The following is a 19465-nucleotide window of genomic DNA, read 5'->3' as shown; positions in this document are numbered from 1 at the left end:
ATATACGAATTTTAGAATATAACTGCAATACGAAAATATAACAAGGAAACGAACCAATGGCAGAGATTGCGATACTGGGCGCAGGGTTGGGCGGAACCCTGATGGCGTATGAAATGTCCGAACATCTGCGAGCGGAGGATCATATCACCGTCATCGGCAAGGCGCCATCTTATCAGTTCTATCCCTCCAATCCTTGGGTCGCGATCGGTTGGCGCCAGCGCAAGGATATCGAGGTGGACCTGACCAAGGTGATGGAGAAGAAGCAGATCCGCTTCGTCACCGAGGGGGCGAAGCGCCTAAGCCCCGAGGAAAATCGGGTGGAGCTCAATGGTGGCGGGTCAGTGGCTTACGACTATCTGGTCATCGCCACGGGGCCGGAACTCGCCTTCGACGAAGTGCCAGGCCTCGGACCGCAGGCATTTACCCAATCCATCTGCGAGACCGGCCATGCCGAGCAGGCCCATGCCTCCTTCGAGAAATTCTGCGAAAATCCGGGGCCGATCGTGATCGGCGCGGTGCAGGGCGCGTCCTGCTTCGGCCCGGCCTATGAGTTTGCCTTTATCCTTGATACGGAACTGAAAAAACGAAAACTCCGCCACAAGGTGCCGATGACCTTCGTGACCCCGGAACCGTATATCGGGCATCTTGGCCTGGACGGTGTGGGCGACACCAAGGGCCTGATGGAGAGCGAACTGCGCGAGCGCCACATCAAATGGATCACTAATGCCCGGGTGAAGGAGATCACCGAAGGCAAGATGGTGGTGGAGGAATTGAACGAGGACGCCAGCCTGAAGGCAGCCCATGAGCTGCCGTTCAGCTACTCGATGATGATGCCCGCGTTCCGTGGTGTGAAGGCGGTGTTCGGCATCGAGGGGCTGACCAATCCGCGCGGTTTCATCCAGGCCGATGCGTACCAGCGTAACCCGAAATTCCCCAACGTGTTCTCAATCGGCGTTTGCGTCGCCATTCCGCCCACGGGCAAAACGCCCGTGCCGGTTGGTGTGCCCAAAACCGGCTTCATGATCGAATCCATGGTAACGGCGACGGTGCGCAATATCGGCGCGCTGCTGCGCGGTGACGAGGTTCATACCAAGCCGAGCTGGAATGCCGTATGCTTGGCCGATTTTGGCGATGGCGGTGTTGTTTTCGTGGCGCAGCCGCAGATTCCGCCGCGCAACGCCAACTGGGCGGCGCGCGGCAAATGGGTGCATATGGCGAAGGTCGGGTTCGAGAAATACTTCCTGCACAAGATCAGGGTCGGCAAGAGCGAGCCGTTCTATGAGCGCTATCTTCTGAATCAACTTCATATTCATAAGTTCGAGGATGAGAGCGGCACGCCGTAAACAAATGGTTGACGGGGAGGTGCGTAGCCTCCCCGTCACGGCTTGATGCGCTGCCCGGCATTTTAAGCATCACCTCAACGCGCGGAGGCCGTTGCTGCCGGCAGCCCTGTTTCCTTTGAGAGTCTGGAAGCGCTGTTCAGGCAGGGGGCGGCGAACAGATGTCCCTTGTAAGCGCCGATGAAGGTCTGGGTAGCGACGATCAGCCAGAACCCCACGAGGGCGACGACCAGCACTGCCCCGAGGACGGTGAAGAAGCTCATGCCGGTCTGCCCCCCTAGGCTCAATGTCGCCAGAGTGAACACACCCAGCGGGAAGGTGAAGCCCCACCAGCCCATGTTGAAGGGCAGTCCCTCGCGCAGATAGGAGAAGGTTATGGCCACGGCCATCACGAGCCACCAAGCGCCGTAACCCCAGATCACCAGCCCGCCGATCAGGCCGATCCCCTGCGCCACGGTGCCGATGTCCGCCATGCCGACAGCGCCCAGAATGGACGGGGCGTCATGCCCCAGCACAAGCAGCGCCAGGGCGCCGGTGCCAAGCGGGCCCAGGGCCAGCCATGTGGAAACCGCCATATCCCGCCGCGGCAGCTTATGCAGCACCAGGCGCAGGAACAGGATGACCAGAATACCCATGGCCAGCGGCACCGAGAGCGCCCAGAACAGATAACAGGTGAACAGCAGATGCGCGGCGGCGATGTGGTCCGCCAAGTGCGGCGCGAGCAGCCCGCCGCTTGCCGAGGTCACTTCGCAGGCCACGATCGGCAGCAGCCAGACGGCGGTCATGTTTTCGATGCTGTGTTCCTGCCGCGTGAACATCATGTACGGCACCAGCAGCCCGATGCCGGCGGCAAGCCCGGCATCCACCCACCATAAAGCCTGGGCGATGGCGATCGCCTGCGCCCCATAGGCGCCGATGCCAAAGGCGAGGAAGCCGTTGACGATAGTCGCAAGCCCCATCGGGATCGCGCCGAGGAACATCGGCATGACCGGATGGCTGAAGATCTTTACCGCTGAATGGGGGTAGAAGATCCAGCGCGCCACATACAGAACGGTGCAAAGGGTGAAGAGACCGATATTCGCCTGCCAGATGATCGCCCCCAGCCTGTGCAGCGCCGGTTGCGCCAGCGGAAACTGGTTGAGCGCCAGAGCCAAGACGCCGGTTCCCATCGTCACGGTGAACCAGTTCGGCGTGAATTGCCGGACGATCTCGCTCGGATGGTCGTGATGGGCAAAGGGTCTGCTGATACCGAACATGACCTGATCCTTTCTGCCGGTGGCTGGGCGGAGATCTAGAGAGTATAAAGCCATTTGTATAATGGATTGTATCTCTTGTTATCATTTTTAAAATTGATGATTTTTGGGCGGTGGGAATATGGCGCGCAACGCGCCGTGCCCCCTGCCAATGGGTTGTTTACACTTGAGGAGCGGTGAGGGGAGCGGCAAGGTGTCACGGATGTCTGGCGTAGGCGGTAGCCTGCCGCCTCCTTTCTAATGCCCAGGACATTAGGTGGGGTCTTACCATTTTAGGGCTATTTGCAAACTAGGGTTGGAATCGAGCAATTTTGCAGTTGAATCGGCCTGAAGTTCTGCCAGCCTGCTGGTTGGAAATTGCCAATCAAGCCAGATCAAACGCAAGGTGTTGTTGGTTGGAATTCATGTCCATATGGCCCGGTTTTCCAATAAAACGCAGCCTCGGCTCGATCCCGCAGCGAAGCGAGGTAGGAACTCTTATCGCCGCCTAATCCAGGCCACCAGATTCCGCCATCTCAACCAAGGTTGGAATATGCGGGCCGTACTCGACGGTTTCAGAGCCGCCCGTCTTCTCCGCTACTCGAACACCGCTCCCGACCCTCCGTGCATACTTGGCATACAGCATCTTCGCCCGAATGATCTCGTAGCTATATCCCCGCCCCATGCGGTTAGCGACCTTGGTCAGCCCATTCAAGCCTTCTGTGTATGCGTTCGTGATTCGGCTTGGCGAGTCCCAGTAGGCAAAGATGTCGTCATAATGATTGTGGACTGTCTTGGCCAGACTACGGAAACCATCTAGCTCATCCGGCAATGAGTTTTCCCAAGCCTCGAACGCCCGCATGGCCGACTCCTTGACCGGATCATCGTAAATTCGGTAGAAAGCCTCCTTGAAGTCATAGGCCAAAGCAAGGTCAGGGATCACTTGCCGGACAACCGCCAACGCTTCAACTTCGGCCGACGAGAGGTTGTGGGGTCGCTTCAAGGTAAGCCACCGGATCGACTTCTTGACCTTGATACGTTCCGTCTTGTCCAGCGTAGCTTGGTGCTTCTTGCGCACCGTTTCCAGCGCTTCTGATGCCATTGCAACCACATGGAACTTGTCGATGACCAGGCGAGCATTGGGCAAGTATTTGCTGAATGATCGCTTGAACGGCCGCCACATGTCCGTGCAGACCCATTCCACCTTTTCCCTGTCGGGCAGGTTCTTGAAGAATGGCTTCAGATGCTCTTGGGTCCGAAACTCAAGCATCTGAAAGGCGTTGTTCGTCGCTAGATTGGTGATGACGCACCGCATCTCACCTGCCAGATTGACTTCATCGATACCCATGATGACGGGCGTTTCATAGAGAACCGTGCGCTCCAAATCCGCGATCAAGTCTTGGGCGATGCTCTTGATGGTATTGACTGCCAAACCGGTTTGCTCGGCGAGCGCATGGAAGGTCATTCCAAGGCAGCGCTCCCGAATGGCGTCCACCAACCGTTTTGTCGCCCGGCGCTTTTCATCCAGAAACGTCAATTCAGGGGTGACCATTGCTCCGCAGCTTGTGCAGCGATAGCGTGGCCGGGAGATTTCCAAACGTACCGGCTGCATTTGCATCGGCGTATCTGCGAACACATTCGTTCTGCGTCCATGCCGGTACATGGGTTTGTTGCAATCAGGGCATTGCTGCAAATCACCATCGTCCACGTTGGCGACAACGATGATGCACTTGTTGCCTGTACGAAGATCGACAGGAACAACGCCCGGAAGATTCAGTAGATCAAGCACCGATGTCGTCCAAATCGATGTCGCGGCGCTCCCTGATCAACTCGTAAATTACGTCGGTCAGGCCGGACATGGCTTGGCGGTCGGACTTCAGCACCAAGGTCGCCAGTTTTTGATGGGATGTCAGCGCTCGAACCACTCCCTGCTGCACCGCTCCGGGCAAGTTTCCCTTCAGTGCCTGCTCGCGGGAGTTGTTTTCCACCTGCGCCATCACGACATCGTTTTCACGAGCAATCGAGACGATGTGATTGACGAAAGTCGCTTGGTCACGCAGCGGAGTCGCATCACCAAACAGGTGGTTCAGTCGGTCGATAATTTCGTTAAGGTAGTGCGGATCGTCACTTTTTCCGCCGCCTGTGCCGGGGCCGACAGGCTTCAATACCGGAGGCTCATCTTCGTCACCAGCGGCATCGTCCTTACCTTTGATGTCGAACCCAGTCAGCACGAGCCCCTTGAGGTCGACGCTCTCCGGTGGTTCACCATTAAGCCGCTTCTGGAGCAGCTTGGCGAACGAGGCATAATTTTCCAGTTCAGGATCGCCGAAGTCGATCAACTGGGCGATATAGGCGTACGTGCGGCAGAAGCGGCCCAGACCGGACTTGAACGTCATGATGCTCTTGATCTGGTCCGCATGCTCCCGGCGGTGATGATCGGCCGTCTTCATGCCTGCCTGGTCGCCTTGTCTGTGCGCCTTCTCATACGCGGATTCCCACGTATTCACCGCTTCGCGCAGCATCTTCAGGCGTTGATTGAACAGTCGCGTTGGCCGCTCCGTGGCGGCATAGAGCGCCTTGTGCTGCGGCTCCTGCGCCTGGGTGATGTCACGAATGGTCTTGAAGCGAGCTTCCTTGAAGGCAGCAAGGTCTTCCGCCTCGTATAGCCCCTGGCCATCGAGCGATTCCTTGATCTCGTAGACCACGTTCAGGTCTTGCATGTCGTCGATCTGGGCGCCATCGTCGTACATGGCGAATGCCCGCCGCACATTGGCGGGATCGTTGACGAAATCAATGATGAAGATTTCATCCTTACCGGGGGCGATGCGGTTCAGTCGCGAGAAGGTCTGAACGATTTCCACGTCGTTGGCGATCTTCTTGTCCACGTACATCGCAACAAGTTTTGGCTGATCAAAGCCGGTCTGGAACTTGTCGGCTACCAGCATCACCCGATATTCCGGACGCTCGAAGGCTAGCCGCAAATCCTGGGTCACACCGGGATTCATGCTGACCTCGGTGAATTCCTCAATCTCGTCAACCACGAAGACCTCACCGGCGATGCGTTCATCATCGGAGTGCATGACCTGCTTGCCGGTCAGCTTGCCGGAGAAGGCCACCAGCGAGTGAATGCCGGCGTATTCCGGGTGTTTCTCAATGTACTTGTCGAACCCTTTCTTGTAGCGCACGGCCGCGGCACGAGAACTGGTGACAACCATCGCCTTAGCCTTGCCATCCAGGCGATATTCCACGTTCTTATGGAAATGCTCGATAATGAACTGTACTTTCTGGGTTACATTGGTCGGGTGCAAGGACATCCACTGTGCCAGTGCCCGTTTGGCATGTTTGCCGCTGACACGCTTTCTATCACCAATCTGCTTAGCAAGATTGAAAGCGGTCTTGTAGGGCACGTAGCCCTTGAGCACATCGAGAATGAAGCCCTCTTCGATGGCCTGGCGCATGGGATACCGTCGGAACGGCTCCGGCAGGTTGGTCTTGGAGGCCGGGCGTGACGGATCAGCCGGACGGCCGAACAGCATGAGCGTGGAATGCTTAGGCGTGCCTGTAAAGGCGAAGTAGCTAATGTTCTTCGGCCGTGCCCGCGACTTTTGCAATTCTTCCAGCAGTTCTTCCACGGTCAGCGTGGACATCTTGCCCTTGCCGCTCATGGAGAGTGCCGTCTGGAGTTTGGCAGCCGTCGATCCCGTTTGCGAGGCATGCGCCTCATCGATGATCACCGCAAAGCTCTTGTCCTTCAGGGATTTCTCCGTGACGATAGCTTCCATCGCGTAGGGGAAGGTCTGGATAGTGACCACGATAATCGGCGTGTTGGCCAGCAGCGCTTCCGCCAATTGCTTGCTTTTCGACTTGGATGATTTCTGGCGGTCGATGGCGGCGATCACCCCGAACTGATGATCGATCTGCTTGACCGCATCCTGAAGCTGGCTGTCCAGCACGTTTCGGTCGGTGACGATGATGACGCTGTTGAAGATTGCCTCGCCATTGTCCCGGCGCAGCTTGACCAGATCATGGGCCATCCATGAAATCGTACTGGTCTTTCCTGAGCCGGCACTTTGGTCTGCTAGATACTGCATACCAGGGCCATTGGCGCGGGAGTCAGCGATCATGGCGTTGACCGATTCCCACTGGTGGTAGCGCGGGAAGATCAGGGTTTCCTTCTTGGACCAGTTGCCTTTCAGGTCGACGACATCCTTCTTTTCCACATAGACGAAGCTGTGGAAGATGCGCAGCCAGGCATCCCGCTGGCAGATCGACTCCCAGAAGTACGCGACCGGGTATTCCTTGTCTTCGCGCGGTGGGTTGCCGGCATGGCCGTCATTGCCCTGGTTGAACGGCAGGAAGGTGGTGTTCTCGCCATCAAGCTTGGTCGCCATCTGGATGTCGGAATCGGACATGGCGAAATGGACCACGGCGCCCCGTTTGAAGGTCAGCAGTGGCTCGCGGCGCTTGGTCTTGGGGTCATACGGCAGCCGGTCGGTCTTGTACTGCTCCATCGCCGCTTCTGCGGACTGAGTGAAGTCGGTCTTCAGTTCCACGGTAGCGACCGGGATGCCGTTGATGAACAGCACCAGGTCAATCGCCAGCTTGCGGGTTGGGTGGTATTCAAGCTGCGGCACCACGCGCAGGATATTGGCCGCGTAGCGCTTCAATACCTTGTCGTTGCGCTTGTCTTCCGGGGCCGCTTCGGTGAGGTCGATATGGCCGCAACCCGCAATCGAGAATCCATTGCGGATGACATGCATGGTGCCGTGTTGTTCCAGTGCCTTGGCCAGCCGGTCCATCAATATGTCTCGGGCACGCTCGCCGTTGTCCTTCTGGAGCTTGGTCCACTTCTCTGGCTGGGTAGCCTCTAGCCATGCGATGAGATCGTCCGCATAAAGCGCGCGCTCAGTATCATATTGAAGCGTGTTACCGACCTTCCAGCCTTGAGCCTCCAGCTTGGAAACGACATAGGCTTCAAAGTGCTTTTCTTGATGGGCGGTGTCGCTCATGGTGATCCCCGGAGGTCGATTTGGCCTGTGACGGCAGCGGTGATGAAGGCGGAACGCCGCTCTTTTAGGAGAGTAATGCTCTTGCTTACCCTTTCCCCGATTCGCCTTTCCAGTTGAACGAGCCGTGCAATCTCACATTGGATCGGCATCGCCGGAATTGGAATTTTCCACCCTAGCAACAGGTTCATGTTCAGGGGGCGGTTGCGCCCGGCTGAACCACGGGAGCAGTCGTTCAGCACAAAATCACCGTGGGCGGTCAAGAAGTAGGCGAGCAGGTATTCGGTAAGCGCTTCATTATTGCGCCCTCTGATGACGGGGAAACGATGAGAGACAACGCATCCGGCATGATCTTCATTTGCCAATGCTACTGCTCCCTCCCATGCGAACTGACCGCTAAGGATCAAGTCGCCAGGCTGAATCCAAAAGAATTCAGAATCGCCCATATCTTCGGTATCGGTTTCGTCCCGTTTGAAAATTCCGCGCCCTCTATTGAACAGTCCAAGTTTTGTGTAGCTACTACCAACTTGCTGGAGCACTGGGCGCGAAACTACCTCACAGACATGTGAAAGTCGAACCCACTTGAGATTGGGCGAATCCGGAGGTTGAGAAGCCAAAGCGGCAATCTTTTTCTTAAGGAGTTCGATGAATTCCGTTTTCTTCGCGATAAGCGCGTCGATGCGGGCGGTTTCGCGGTCAAGAATTGCAGCAATGCGCTTTTGTTCAGGCAATCCCGGCACCACTGCCTTGAGGTTTACCAGATCCGATGAATTGATCGCCGGATAACTGAGCCCCTCGGAATGTGACTCAACGGCTTGGATGAGCAAGTCATTGAGCGCCAGCCACTTGAGGAACTCAGGAGCCAATTGCTCGCTGCGGGCGCGCAGAACGGCAAATCCTGTCGAATATACGCAATCAGCGTGCGCCTCATCAACGGACGCCACCGCCTTCAAGTATGTCCTAACGGTAGACACGACCACATCGCCGAGCTTGGCCATGCGACGTGCGCGGGAAGGCGCTTCTCCAAATACCATCGGCTCCGCGCCGGAAATACCTCCATCGTGGCTAACTGCGGAGATATCGACATAGCGAATCGGCATGTCCAATGGTATTGCCTCCGGCAGGCTGTCGTCATTGCAAGAGGCGATTACCTTGATAGGCTTGACGCCCCAGTGCTGCGGCATATTCCCGATCCAGTCGACGCCGGAATCCTTGTAGGCCGGATATGGCTTGTAGTGGCTCATTCCGTGACCTCGTTGAGCAAATCAGCGATGTCCGCTTCGACCGCCTTCAGATCGGCATCGATTTCACGCAGGGCGCGCGGTGGGACGTATTTGTAGAAGAACCTATTGAAATTGATCTCATAGCCGACCCGGCCAACTTCACCGTCTTTATTGTCACGAAAGCTGAGGTCGATATAGGCGTCTTCGACATGTGGAAGTACCTCGCATGCCAGGTACTCATCGACGTCATCCAGAAGTGGCACATTCTCATAATCCGTCAGATCGGGATCTGAAACTGTTTCACCATCAGCGTCTAGTACCGGTTCACCTTCCGGATCACGCGTACCGAAAGCATTGACCATTGCCTTGAGGATCGGCTTTGCGACCTTGCCGACAACGGGTGACGTGCGAGCGACTACAGCCGCGAAAGACTCCGCCCAGGACACCTGCTGAATGGTGCCAAGATATGGCTGCAAGGCTTCCGTCCATATCTCCCGCTGCGCGTCCGAGAATTTGGCCAAGGCTTTTTCATCATTTAGTTTGGCCAGCGTTTCCTCGTTGATGTGGAGAGCCATCCGCAACGGACGAAGGACCTTGATGCGCCGATAGCCGAAGACTCGATAATCGACCATTCGGCTGAATTCGCTGTCCTCTGTCGACCCGTACACTTCCAATACCTGCCGCAACTGATCGTCACTGATCGCCCGCCGCTTATTTCCCTCATTCTTGATCGAGGTCCACAGACTGGTCGCGTTGATCAGTTGCACCTTGCCTCGGCGATGCTCAGGCTTCTTGTTGGAAAGCACCCAAAGATACGTGCCGATGCCAGTCCGGAAGAAGATTTCCGTAGGCAACGCCACGATTACGTCGACCAGATCGTGCTCCAAAAGCCAACGGCGAATTTCTGACTCCCCAGATCCAGCCCCGCCATTGAAGAGGGGAGAGCCGGACAGAACGATCGCCGCCCGTCCTCCGCCGTTTTCACGCAGCTCCAGCTTGCTGGCCAAGTGAAGGAGGAACAGCATGGAGCCGTCATTGATGCGCGGTAAACCAGGCCCGAAGCGCCCATCGTAGCCCTTCTCGGCATGCTCTGCATTGATGGCCGCCGCATCTTTCTCCCACTTCTTGCCGAAGGGCGGATTGGAAAGTCCATAATGGAATCGCTCTCCAGCGAACTGATCGTTGGACAGGGTGCTGCCAAGCTTGATGTTCTTGGACAAGTCCCTGCCAGGATCGGACTCTAGAGTACGTAGAAGCATGCCAGTCAGGCAGACGGCATGGGTTTCAGGTTCCAGTTCCTGCCCGTAAGGGATCAACACTGGCGGCACCTTGAATCGAGTGCCGTATTCGGCAACGTGATTCATGGCGTCGGAAAGAAAGCCGCCCGTGCCGCAGGTGGGGTCGTATAGGGTGCGGATCAGGCCGGGATTGGCCTCGAACAGGGCGTCATCCGGGTCAAGCAGGAGCGCGGTGGCGAGATGCACCACGTCGCGGGGTGTCATGAAGTCTTCAGCGCCTTCATTGACCTCGGCACCAAAGCGACGGATCAAGTGCTCGTAGAGGTTGCTCATGACCCGATCCGGCACCGCGTCAGGATGCAGATCGACGCCGGCGAAGTTCTTGCAAATCTTGTACAGCACGCCGGCCTTATCGAGCCGGATCACGGTATTGGAGAAGTCGAACTGCTCGAAGATGACGCGAGCGTTGTCCGAGAAGTGCGCGATGTAGTCCTGGAGGTTTTGCCGGGTCTTGTTGCCGCCCAGCGTACTCAATTCATACTCGGACGTGTTGTAGAACGGGTAGCGCGTGGTCTGGCGCAGGATCAGGTCTATGTCGATGCCGGATTCCTTATGCGCGACATGAGCGTCACGGACATCCTGTCGAGTCGCCTCCAGTACGCATTCCAGACGGCGAAGCAATGTGAATGGCAGGATGATCTTGCCAAAGTCGGTGTGCTTGAAGTCACCCCATAAGTCTTCGGCGTTTTTCCAAATGAAATCCGCAAGTGATGCCGCCGAACCTGCCAACTCTGCCATTTCACGCTCCAACCAAGTTATGCACGAAACAGCATACCAGAATTGTAGTGCCAGTCAACCAAGTTATGCACGAAACGGGCTAAGTGACGGTTTTACGATTCCACCCTCAGAATGCAAATAGCCCATTTTAGTAATTGATTGTTCTTCTCAAAACGATCTGTCTGGATTATTGATTTGTGTAATATTTCCTGATGTCCTGTGGCAGGAGCATGGCGGCGCATGACGTTTGAACAGCTGAGGATTTTCGCCGCCGTAGCCGAGCGCGAGCATGTCACGCGCGCGGCGGAAGCGCTAAATCTGACGCAATCCGCCGCATCGTCTGCGATCTCGGCCCTCGAACAGCAATTCGGGCTGAAGCTGTTCCACCGTGTCGGGCGTAACATCACGCTTACGGAGGCGGGGCGTTGCTTTTTCAACGAGGCGAAAGCCATTCTCGCCCGCGTGCACTCGGCCGAGGCGGCCATGGCGGAATTTTCAGGGATGGCGCGCGGGCGTCTGACCATTCATGCCAGCCAGACCATTGCCAGCTACTTTCTGCCCGACTGGCTGGTTCGGTTTCACGCCAGATTTCCCGGGATTGAATTATCAGTTGCGGTTGGCAACACGGCGCAGGTCGTGCGCGCCGTTGCCCAGGGCGATGCCGAGCTTGGGTTTGTGGAAGGCCCGGTCAGCCACCCGCAGTTGGCGACGGAACTCGTTGGCACCGATCAGATGATCGTCGTGGTCTCACCAGGGCATCCCTGGGCTGGAAAGATGTCCTTGTCGCCAGCGGCGTTGGCCGAGGCAAGCTGGGTGCTGCGCGAAGACGGCTCCGGCACGCGCGCGGTATTTACCGAAGCGTTGCATGCCCTCGGCCTGGCGCATGAGGATTTACGTATCGCCATTGCCTTGCCCTCGAACGAAGCTGTGCGTGCGGCGGCTGAAGGCGGAGCCGGTCCGGCGGCGTTGTCCTCGCTGGTCTGTGCCGAAAGCCTCGCGGCGGGGCGGCTCGTCAAGGTCGGTGTCACACTTCCGGGCCGGGAGTTCAATGCTGTCCAGCATGTGGAGCGTTACCGCTCCCGTGCGGTGGCGGCGCTGCTGAAGCTCATCCGCGAGGGCAAAGCGTAAATATGGCGGGCGCCTGATCCGCTGGAGAATTGATCATTCGCATAATCCATCAATACAAAATAAATTATCCATTATACGAATGATTGGAGGCTTTATCCCTGCCTCACCCGGAGGCTGCTTAACAACGAAACCGCAGCGTCGGATGTTAAAGGAGATAATCCATGAAGCCGTTGATGTGTTTGTTTCTGGCGGGGGTGTGTGCCGTGGACATTTCCCCCGCTGCCATTGCGGCCCCCCGGATGTATTGCGCTGTTTCTTCTCCGCTCAGCCATGGAATGCCCGCACGCCCGCGAGCACAACCGGAACCGCCAGCACCAGATTGACGCTGGAGAGCCAGCGGATTTGCCCGGCGGCCTTGGCGGCGCCCGGCCAGTCGGCGGCGCGGACCGCCCGGTGCAGCGCCAGGAACGGGAAGAAGAACACATACAGCGCCAGCAGCACCATGAAGCTGCCGCCCGCCACCATCACCCACATGGCGGGGCTGAGCGCGGCGAAGCCGCCAAAGCGGAACACGGCCCAGTAGCCGCTGCTCAGCAGCGCCGCGCCCGCCAGCCACACCCAGGCGAAGAAGCCGCGAAACAGCGCGTGGATGATGCTCAGCCGCGCTGCCGGGTCGGTCAGATGCCGCCTCAGCACCGGGGCCAGGAACAGGTCGATGAGAAAGATGCCGCCAATCCAGGTGATCGCGGCGATGACATGCAGGGACAGCAACAGCGACATCAGGCTCAAGGCGTTTGCTCCAGAACGATATGCGACAGGTACCGGGCCAGGGCGAGGATGGTGACGGTGGGCGGAAGGCCCCAGGGCTCGGGCAGGGCGGCGGCATCGCACACATGCAGGTTGGATACCGCGCGGCAGGCGAGGCGCGCATCCAGCACCTCCCCCAAGCGCGCGCTGCCGCCCGGATGCGCCGCCACCCAGGGTGAGAGGAACGGGCGTCCGCCGCCCGCCGCGCGCAACAGCTTGCGGGCCAGGGTTGCGCCGTTTTGCATCCGCGCCTTGTCGGCGGCGGAGAAATGCCGCCAGGCGGTGCCATCGGCGCGGACTTCGCCCATGATATCGTCGCGGATTTTCACCATCACCATCATGGTGCGCCGGTCTTGGCCGAGCATGTCCAGCCGCCCGGCCCCCAGCGCGAAGGTGCGGTACAAAGCATCAGGCACGGTGATGTCTGAGAGCATGTAGCCAGCGTCGTGGTCGATCAGCCCGGCCGCCATCGGCAGGGCGGGCGCGGCCTCGGGCGTATAGGGCGCGCGGGCCATGACGATCCGCAGCGGATCACAAAAAAACCCCGCGCCCGCCCCGGCAATGCCGCTGCGCCGCAGGATCGCGGGCGTGCCGATCCCGCCCGCCGCGAGGATCACCCGTCCGGCTTTCAGCACCCGTCCGTCCTGTGTTTCCACACCCGTGGCGCGCCCTGCTTCCAGCTGCACGCGCCGCACCGCCACGCGGGTCTCCAGCACAGCGCCATGCGTTTGCGCCTCGGCCAGCAGCCCGGTTGCCGACCAGAATGCCTCGGGTGGGCAGACGCCGTCTTGGCAGAGCCGTTGCGCGATCATCTTCGGCAGCTTCGCCCAGGGCAGCCCAAGCTGTTCCGCCGCGTGGTTCAGGGCGCGCGCGCCAGCCCCGAGCAATGGCTCGGCCAGTGGCTCATGCGGCACTTCCGCCAGGACGGCCTGCACATGTGCGGCCAGATCGACGTCATGCCGCGTGAACATCGCCAATGGCGGTGCGATGGCCGTGTGGAAAAACGCCGAGGAACTTCCGCCCACCCGCACGCCGCGCAGCAGGGCCACGCCGGGGGCGATGCAGAGCATTTCGCGCCGCCGCCACAGCCGCCACAGGCTGGGCACCGCAGCCGGGGCCGCGCCGCCTTGTTCCAGCACCCGGACTTTCAGGCCCGCTTGCGCCAGTTCCCGCGCCGCCATGGCGCCCGCCGGACCGCTGCCAACGATGAGCGCGTCGTCACTTCGCATGGCTTTTCCTTAGCCCCGTCGCAAGAGCTGCGCCATGAGCCAGCGTGTCCACGTGCCATAGGGCGGTTGCACCCAGCGCGTGGCCCGGGAAGCCTGCCTGTACGCGCCCTGCATGTGCGAGAGGCGCTCGAACCCGTAACGGCCGCGATACTGACCGATGCCGCTCTCGCCAACACCGCCAAAAGGCAGTGCCGGTTGCGCGGCCTGGAATAGCGCGGCGTTGATGCCAACGCTTCCGGCGGGGATGCGCGCGGTCTCCCGCCGGGCGCGCAGGAGGTCGGCATCGAACCAGTACAGCGCCAACGGGGCTGGGTGGTTGCATACGAAATTGACCGCCTCGGTCAGATGCTCATAGGGGAGGATGGGCAGGACTGGGCCGAAAACCTCCTCATCCATGCAGGTCATGCCGGGCTGCGCGGGCCAGAGCAGCGTAGGCGGGAAAGGTGCGGCGCCGGTATGGGGCGTGGGTAGCGGGAAGCTGTGCCAGCCTTGCGCCCCCTTGGCCATGGCGTCTTCCACCAGGGCGGTCAGCCGCGTGCGCAGCGAGGCTTCCGGCACATGGGTATAGCCGGGGTCTTGCGCTCCGTGCGGATACAGCTCGGCCACCGCCGCCTGCGCCGCCGCCACGAACGCGGCCAGATCCCCCTTGGGCACCAGGCAATAATCTGGCGCGATGCAGGTCTGCCCGGCATTCACCAGCTTGCCAGCCATGATCGCGCGGGCGGCTTTTGCCAAATCGCAGCCAGGGGCGACGATGGCTGGGCTTTTGCCGCTCAGCGAGAGGGTCACCGGCGTTAGATTGCGGGCGGCCATCCTCGCCACGCTGCGCCCGGCGCGGGTGGAGCCGGAGAAGATCAGATGGTTGAAGGGCAGGCCGGGGAAGGCTGCGTCCACCGCCGGAGAGGGCTGCACCAGGGAGAGGATTTCGGGCGCGGCCAGGGTGGCGACTATCTCCGCCAGAAGCGCCATGCTGTGCGGAGCCAGGCGCGGCGGCTTGACGATGACCCTGTTGCCAGCGGCAATGGCCGAGATGACCGGCAGCAGGGTAAGCAGCAGCGGATAATTCCAGGCGCCGATCACCCCGACCACCCCCAGAGGCCGCGGCGCGACCCAGCCGGTGCTGGGGAGAAACGGCCAGCGCATGGCGGCGTGGCGCGGGCGCATCCAGCCCTTGAGCCGGCGCAGCACGTAACGCAGCTCGGCGCGCAAGGGATAAAGCTCGTAAATCTCACTCTCGCGCGGGTGGCGGTGGCCGAAATCCCGTGACATTGCCGCCGTCAGCTCATCCTGGCGGCGGGTGAGCTGATCATCCAGCCCGCGCAGCAAATCCCGGCGGTGGGCATAATCCAGCCCGCCATGCGCGCGCCAATCGGCGCTCTGCCGTTCCAGCAGGGCCTCCATGGTGGCGATTTCCGCCGAGGCATCTGGGGCATTTGTGGGCATGTCTGATCTTCTACCGTCAAATGCCCCTGATAAGGTCTAAACCGCTTTACCGAAATCGGCGGGCATGCGGATCGCCACGACTTCGCCCAGGGCGGTTTCCACCCCATCGACCAGCACGCGGCTGTCGATGACGACTTTCCGCTCCTTCAACTCGCGTACACGGCCTCGGATTTCAATCTCCGGCCCCAGCTTGGTTGGCTTCAGATACGTCACCTTCAGCGAGCCGGTGACAAAGCGCACCAGCGGTTCGGTGCCCGGCTCACGGCCCTCGGCGCGATAGGTGGCCGCCGCCGCCGAGCCGGTGCCGTGACAGTCGATGAGCGAGGCGATCAACCCGCCATACACAAACCCCGGCACGGCGGTGTGATACGGTTCGGGGGTGAAGCGCGTCACGGTTTCATCGCCATCCCAGTAGGTCTTGATCTGGTGCCCGTGTTCATTCTGGCTGCCGCAGCCATAGCAGTGCGAAAGTTCCTCGGGGTAATAATCCTGGATCGCCTTCAAATCGTTTCTCCCATGATGTTTGCGTGCGGGCTCGCCGCCGCGTTTTTGTTACGAACAGGTTTCGTGGGCTGACAAGGCGATCCGCACCAGCTCATCCTGCGGCAGATGCGCGGCCCGGTAGTCGATGCCCATATGCTGCTTCCAGCGATAGAACGCACGCATGTGGTTGCGTGAGCCGCGCTCAAGCTCGGCATAAACCGCGCGGATTTCCGGTTTCGCCGTGTGGGCGAGGGCCTTTTGCAAATCGGCGATGTCCAGTTCCTCGATCAGCAGACCGATCTGAACGGCATTTTCCTGGCTCTGCAGTCCTTTTTCTACCAGATCGTCATGCAGTTTCTGTAATGCCGCTTTATGGAATTTTCCGGGTTGCAGGTCATGGGCGGGATCAGGGAGGCCATAATGTTCGAGCAGGGCCAGCATCATATCCATATGCGCCTGTTCCGAGCCGCTGATATTGGCAAAAGGCCGCAGGCCCCAACGCTCATGCAGGCGCACGTAAACGTCGCGAGCAATTTTCTCTTCCTCGCGCATCAGCAGAAGATCTTCCCGCTCGGCATCCGTGAGTTCGCCAGGCTGGTATGTGGCTATTTTGGCGCGCATCTGCGCGACATGCGCCGCGCGGTGTGCGCCGAATTCAGCTTGATCAAAGCGGTTGACGCCTTTGCCAGTCATCGCATTTTCAAACATTGATCATATGCCTCCCCAGAGCTTCAACTTGCGGCAGCAGTGCATCGCCGAGGGCTTTATCGGTTACCACCTCGTTCCAGGCTTGGCGGAAGCATAGCAGCCAGCCATCGGCCTCTTCCGTGCCGATCTTGGCGGGCAGATGGCGGCGGCGCAGCATTGGGTGGCCGTATTTGTCGGTGAACAGCGGCGGACCGCCCAGCCAGCCGGAGAGATATTCGAACAGCTTCTCCTCGCTTCTCGTCATATCCTTCGGGTGGATGTCCCGGCAGGCTTTTGCTTCGGGCAATGTATCCATAAGCGCATAAAAGCGCTTCGTGAGGGTCCGCAGAACGGGTTCGCCGCCAATGGCTTCGTAGGGTGTCATAGACATGCTCTCATGCTTGGCTTTCCAGCGGGAAAGCCTCCAAGGGTGATGTGGAACCGGACGGGGTAGGCCCATGGCCACAATCGTTTAGATATATCTAAAATATACCTAAAATAACGCTCGTCAAGAGTGTGCGTATGGCTGAAAACATTCGTTATTGCGAATATACGAATTATAGAACATATGTAACGCAAGAGCATGGCGTCTGACAGGAGGTGCTGTTCTTGGCATTTCTTGTTGCAGATCAAGTGTAAGACAATGTGATTATTCTACAAGTATGAAAAGTGGCAGTTATTTCATGCTAAACGATCTGGCGGCAAACGCCCCAAGGAGCGAGCCATGAGTGGCATTACCCTGGTCTGTCCGGCCTGTGCGGCGCTCAACCGCGTGCCACGGGAGCGCCTTGCCGACTCGCCGCGCTGCGGCGTCTGCCACAAGCCCTTGTTCACCGGGGAGCCTTTGGCGGTGGATGAAGGCCAGTTGGCCCGGCATGTGGCGCATGACGGCGTGCCCGTGCTGGTGGATGTATGGGCCGCGTGGTGCGGCCCGTGCCGCATGATGGCGCCGCAATTCGCCCAGGCCGCCACGCTGCTGGAGCCGCGCCTGCGGCTGCTTAAGCTGGATGCCGATACCGCGCCGGACACCATGGCGCGCCATGGCATACGTTCCATTCCCTCGCTGCTGCTGTTTTCCGGCGGCAAGCTTGTTGCGCAGCAGGCCGGCGCCATGGCGGCCGGGCAGATCGCGCAATGGGTCCGCCAGCATTCGTTCCAATAAGTCAGGAGATAACAATGACCATCGACAAAGCCGTTCTGTCCTTCGCCGGTTTCATGGTGCTGCTCAGCCTGGTGTTGACGCTGGCATTCTCGCAATGGTGGCTGCTGCTTACCGCCTTCGTCGGGTTGAATCTGCTGCAAACCGGTTTCACCGGCTTCTGCCCAGCGGCGATGATTTTCAAAAAGCTCGGGGTGAAGCCGGGGGCGGCGTTCAACTAAGATGACGCAGCAAGACCGCGGGGAGTTCTGGGAAAACCGTTTTGCCGCTACTAAGAGCTACGTGTTCGGTGAAGCGCCGAACGCATTTCTGGTATCGCAGGCGCACCGGATAAAGCCAGGCGCGAAAGTGTTGGCTGTGGCCGATGGCGAGGGACGCAACGGCGCGTTTCTCGCCAGCCTTGGCGCGGCTGTGCATGCGACTGAGATTTCCCCCACCGCCATCGCCAAGGCCAAGCGCCTGGCCGAGGCGCGCAAGGTGATGCTGACTTGGGAGCAGGCGGATGTAACCAGCTGGAACTGGCCGAAGGCGATATATGACGTAGTCGTGGCGATCTTCGTGCAGTTCATCACTCCCGCTGAACGCCCGGCCTTCTTCACGCACCTCAAAGGCGCGCTTAAGCCGGGAGGCGTGCTGCTGTTGCAGGGGTACCGGCCCGAACAGCGAGTATACAATACTGGCGGTCCGCCGGAGGTGGAACAACTCTATACCGAGGCGCAATTGCGCGAGGCTTTCGCAGATATGGAAATCGTGGAACTGCGTGCGCACGACAGTGTCATCGAGGAGGGCGCCGCGCATGCCGGTATGTCCGCCCTGATCGACCTTGTCGCCATTCGCCCGGAAACTGCCAAATGACCGACATCGCTCTTGCCGCCGCCACGGCGCAGATCAACGCCCTTCATGCGCCGCGCCCAGCGGTGCGGAGCTTCTTCGACGAAGCGACTTTCACCGCCACCCATGTAGTGTACGACGAGACCGCTAAACGCGCCGCGGTGATCGACAGCGTGCTGGATTTCGATCCCGCCTCGGGCCGTACGTCCACGGGCTCGGCCGATGCGGTGATCGCCTTCCTGCGCGAGGCCGGGCTGATGCTGGACTGGTTGCTGGAAACCCATGCCCATGCCGATCACCTCTCCGCCGCCGCTTATATCCAGGAACAATGCGGCGGGTGTATCGGTATTGGTGAGCATATCACCGCCGTGCAGCAGGTCTTCGGGAAGATCTTCAATCTGGGCGGCGAATTCGCGCGCGATGGCAGCCAGTTCAACCATCTGTTCAAGGATGGCGAGGTCTTCAGCCTCGGCGGCGTGCCGGCCATGGTGCTGCATGTGCCAGGGCATACGCCGGCGGATATCGCCTATGTCATCGGCGATGCGGTGTTCGCGGGAGATACGCTGTTCATGCCCGATTACGGCACGGCGCGCGCGGATTTCCCTGGCGGCGATGCGGCTCAGCTCTACCGCTCCATCCGCCGCCTGCTCGCCTTGCCCGAAGAGACCCGGCTGTTCCTCTGCCACGACTACAAGGTGCCGGGGCGCGAGGACTATCTATGGGAGACCAGCATCGGCGCCCAGCGGCAAGGTAATGTCCATGTGCATAAGGGCGTAAGCGAGGCCGAATTCACCGCCATGCGCCAGGCGCGCGACGCCATGCTGGCGATGCCCCGGCTGCTGCTGCCCTCGGTGCAGGTGAATATCCGTGCCGGGCATCTGCCCCCGGCGGAGGAGAATGGCGTGCGCTACCTGAAGCTGCCTCTGGACATGCTTTAGCGTA

Annotated in this window: 17 protein-coding genes; 6 read left to right on the top strand and 11 right to left on the bottom strand. The window is 59.7% G+C overall.

What is annotated here, in order from left to right:
• The first annotated feature begins 56 nt into the window (after positions 1 to 56).
• Positions 57 to 1343: an NAD(P)/FAD-dependent oxidoreductase gene (locus tag HNP71_RS08205; RefSeq protein WP_183266406.1), complete on the top strand. Its 1287-nt coding sequence runs from the start codon at positions 57 to 59 to the stop codon at positions 1341 to 1343.
• Positions 1344 to 1417: 74 nt separating this feature from the next.
• On the opposite strand, the gene HNP71_RS08200 is transcribed toward HNP71_RS08205, so the two are convergent.
• The 5 genes from HNP71_RS08200 to HNP71_RS08180 form a co-directional block, all read right to left on the bottom strand.
• The gene (locus HNP71_RS08200) at positions 1418 to 2596 is read right to left on the bottom strand and encodes a TDT family transporter (RefSeq protein ID WP_183266405.1); all 1179 of its coding nucleotides are present in this window, start codon (positions 2594 to 2596) and stop codon (positions 1418 to 1420) included.
• Between the two features lie 484 nt (positions 2597 to 3080).
• Complete coding sequence (locus HNP71_RS08195; RefSeq protein ID WP_183266404.1) at positions 3081 to 4361, bottom strand: ISL3 family transposase; 1281 nt, start codon at positions 4359 to 4361, stop codon at positions 3081 to 3083.
• Entirely contained in the window at positions 4354 to 7581 is a 3228-nt protein-coding gene (locus HNP71_RS08190) for a type I restriction endonuclease subunit R (protein ID WP_183266403.1), read from the bottom strand. The genes HNP71_RS08195 and HNP71_RS08190 overlap by 8 nt, the downstream gene beginning before the upstream one ends.
• Positions 7578 to 8822: a restriction endonuclease subunit S gene (locus HNP71_RS08185; protein ID WP_183266402.1), complete on the bottom strand. Its 1245-nt coding sequence runs from the start codon at positions 8820 to 8822 to the stop codon at positions 7578 to 7580. Before HNP71_RS08185 ends, HNP71_RS08190 begins: the two co-directional genes overlap by 4 nt.
• Positions 8819 to 10837, bottom strand: coding sequence for a type I restriction-modification system subunit M (locus HNP71_RS08180; RefSeq protein ID WP_183266401.1), 2019 nt, complete (start codon positions 10835 to 10837; stop codon positions 8819 to 8821). The genes HNP71_RS08185 and HNP71_RS08180 overlap by 4 nt, the downstream gene beginning before the upstream one ends.
• Before the next feature lie 219 nt (positions 10838 to 11056).
• Here HNP71_RS08180 and HNP71_RS08175 point away from each other — a divergent pair, with 219 nt between their 5' ends.
• On the top strand, positions 11057 to 11944 hold the full coding sequence (locus tag HNP71_RS08175; RefSeq protein WP_183266400.1) for a LysR family transcriptional regulator: 888 nt from the start codon (positions 11057 to 11059) through the stop codon (positions 11942 to 11944).
• A gap of 264 nt (positions 11945 to 12208) precedes the next feature.
• Here HNP71_RS08175 and HNP71_RS08170 read toward each other — a convergent pair whose 3' ends face one another.
• Genes HNP71_RS08170 through HNP71_RS08145 form a run of 6 tightly spaced genes read right to left on the bottom strand, consistent with a single transcriptional unit; the run spans position 12209 to position 16924 of the window.
• Positions 12209 to 12673: a hypothetical protein gene (locus HNP71_RS08170; RefSeq protein WP_221246695.1), complete on the bottom strand. Its 465-nt coding sequence runs from the start codon at positions 12671 to 12673 to the stop codon at positions 12209 to 12211.
• Positions 12670 to 13920, bottom strand: coding sequence for an FAD-dependent oxidoreductase (locus HNP71_RS08165; protein ID WP_183266399.1), 1251 nt, complete (start codon positions 13918 to 13920; stop codon positions 12670 to 12672). Before HNP71_RS08165 ends, HNP71_RS08170 begins: the two co-directional genes overlap by 4 nt.
• A gap of 9 nt (positions 13921 to 13929) precedes the next feature.
• Positions 13930 to 15363, bottom strand: a complete 1434-nt coding sequence (locus HNP71_RS08160; protein WP_221246694.1) for an aldehyde dehydrogenase family protein — start codon at positions 15361 to 15363, stop codon at positions 13930 to 13932.
• A 36-nt stretch (positions 15364 to 15399) separates the two neighbouring features.
• Entirely contained in the window at positions 15400 to 15867 is a 468-nt protein-coding gene (locus tag HNP71_RS08155; protein ID WP_183266398.1) for a PaaI family thioesterase, read from the bottom strand.
• A gap of 48 nt (positions 15868 to 15915) precedes the next feature.
• On the bottom strand, positions 15916 to 16554 hold the full coding sequence (locus HNP71_RS08150; protein WP_183266397.1) for a DUF2202 domain-containing protein: 639 nt from the start codon (positions 16552 to 16554) through the stop codon (positions 15916 to 15918).
• Positions 16547 to 16924 (bottom strand): group II truncated hemoglobin, encoded by a 378-nt coding sequence (locus tag HNP71_RS08145; RefSeq protein ID WP_183266396.1) that lies wholly within the window; start codon positions 16922 to 16924, stop codon positions 16547 to 16549. The genes HNP71_RS08150 and HNP71_RS08145 overlap by 8 nt, the downstream gene beginning before the upstream one ends.
• A 333-nt stretch (positions 16925 to 17257) precedes the next feature.
• On the opposite strand from HNP71_RS08145, the gene trxC reads away from it, so the two are divergent.
• Genes trxC through HNP71_RS08125 form a run of 4 tightly spaced genes read left to right on the top strand, consistent with a single transcriptional unit; the run spans position 17258 to position 19461 of the window.
• Positions 17258 to 17695 carry a thioredoxin TrxC gene (gene trxC / locus HNP71_RS08140; RefSeq protein ID WP_183266395.1) on the top strand — a complete coding sequence of 146 codons (438 nt, stop codon included), beginning with the start codon at positions 17258 to 17260 and terminating at the stop codon, positions 17693 to 17695.
• A gap of 14 nt (positions 17696 to 17709) precedes the next feature.
• Entirely contained in the window at positions 17710 to 17913 is a 204-nt protein-coding gene (locus tag HNP71_RS08135) for a YgaP family membrane protein (protein ID WP_183266394.1), read from the top strand.
• Position 17914: 1 nt separating this feature from the next.
• Entirely contained in the window at positions 17915 to 18547 is a 633-nt protein-coding gene (locus tag HNP71_RS08130) for a class I SAM-dependent methyltransferase (protein ID WP_183266393.1), read from the top strand.
• Positions 18544 to 19461, top strand: coding sequence for an MBL fold metallo-hydrolase (locus tag HNP71_RS08125; RefSeq protein ID WP_183266392.1), 918 nt, complete (start codon positions 18544 to 18546; stop codon positions 19459 to 19461). The genes HNP71_RS08130 and HNP71_RS08125 overlap by 4 nt, the downstream gene beginning before the upstream one ends.
• Positions 19462 to 19465: the final 4 nt, after the last annotated feature.

It is taken from the genome of Acidocella aromatica (assembly GCF_014201825.1).
GTDB classification, from domain to species: Bacteria; Pseudomonadota; Alphaproteobacteria; order Acetobacterales; family Acetobacteraceae; genus Acidocella; species Acidocella aromatica.
The sequence above is the reverse complement of the archived record's forward strand: the minus strand, read 5'-3'. Positions and strand labels throughout refer to the sequence as shown.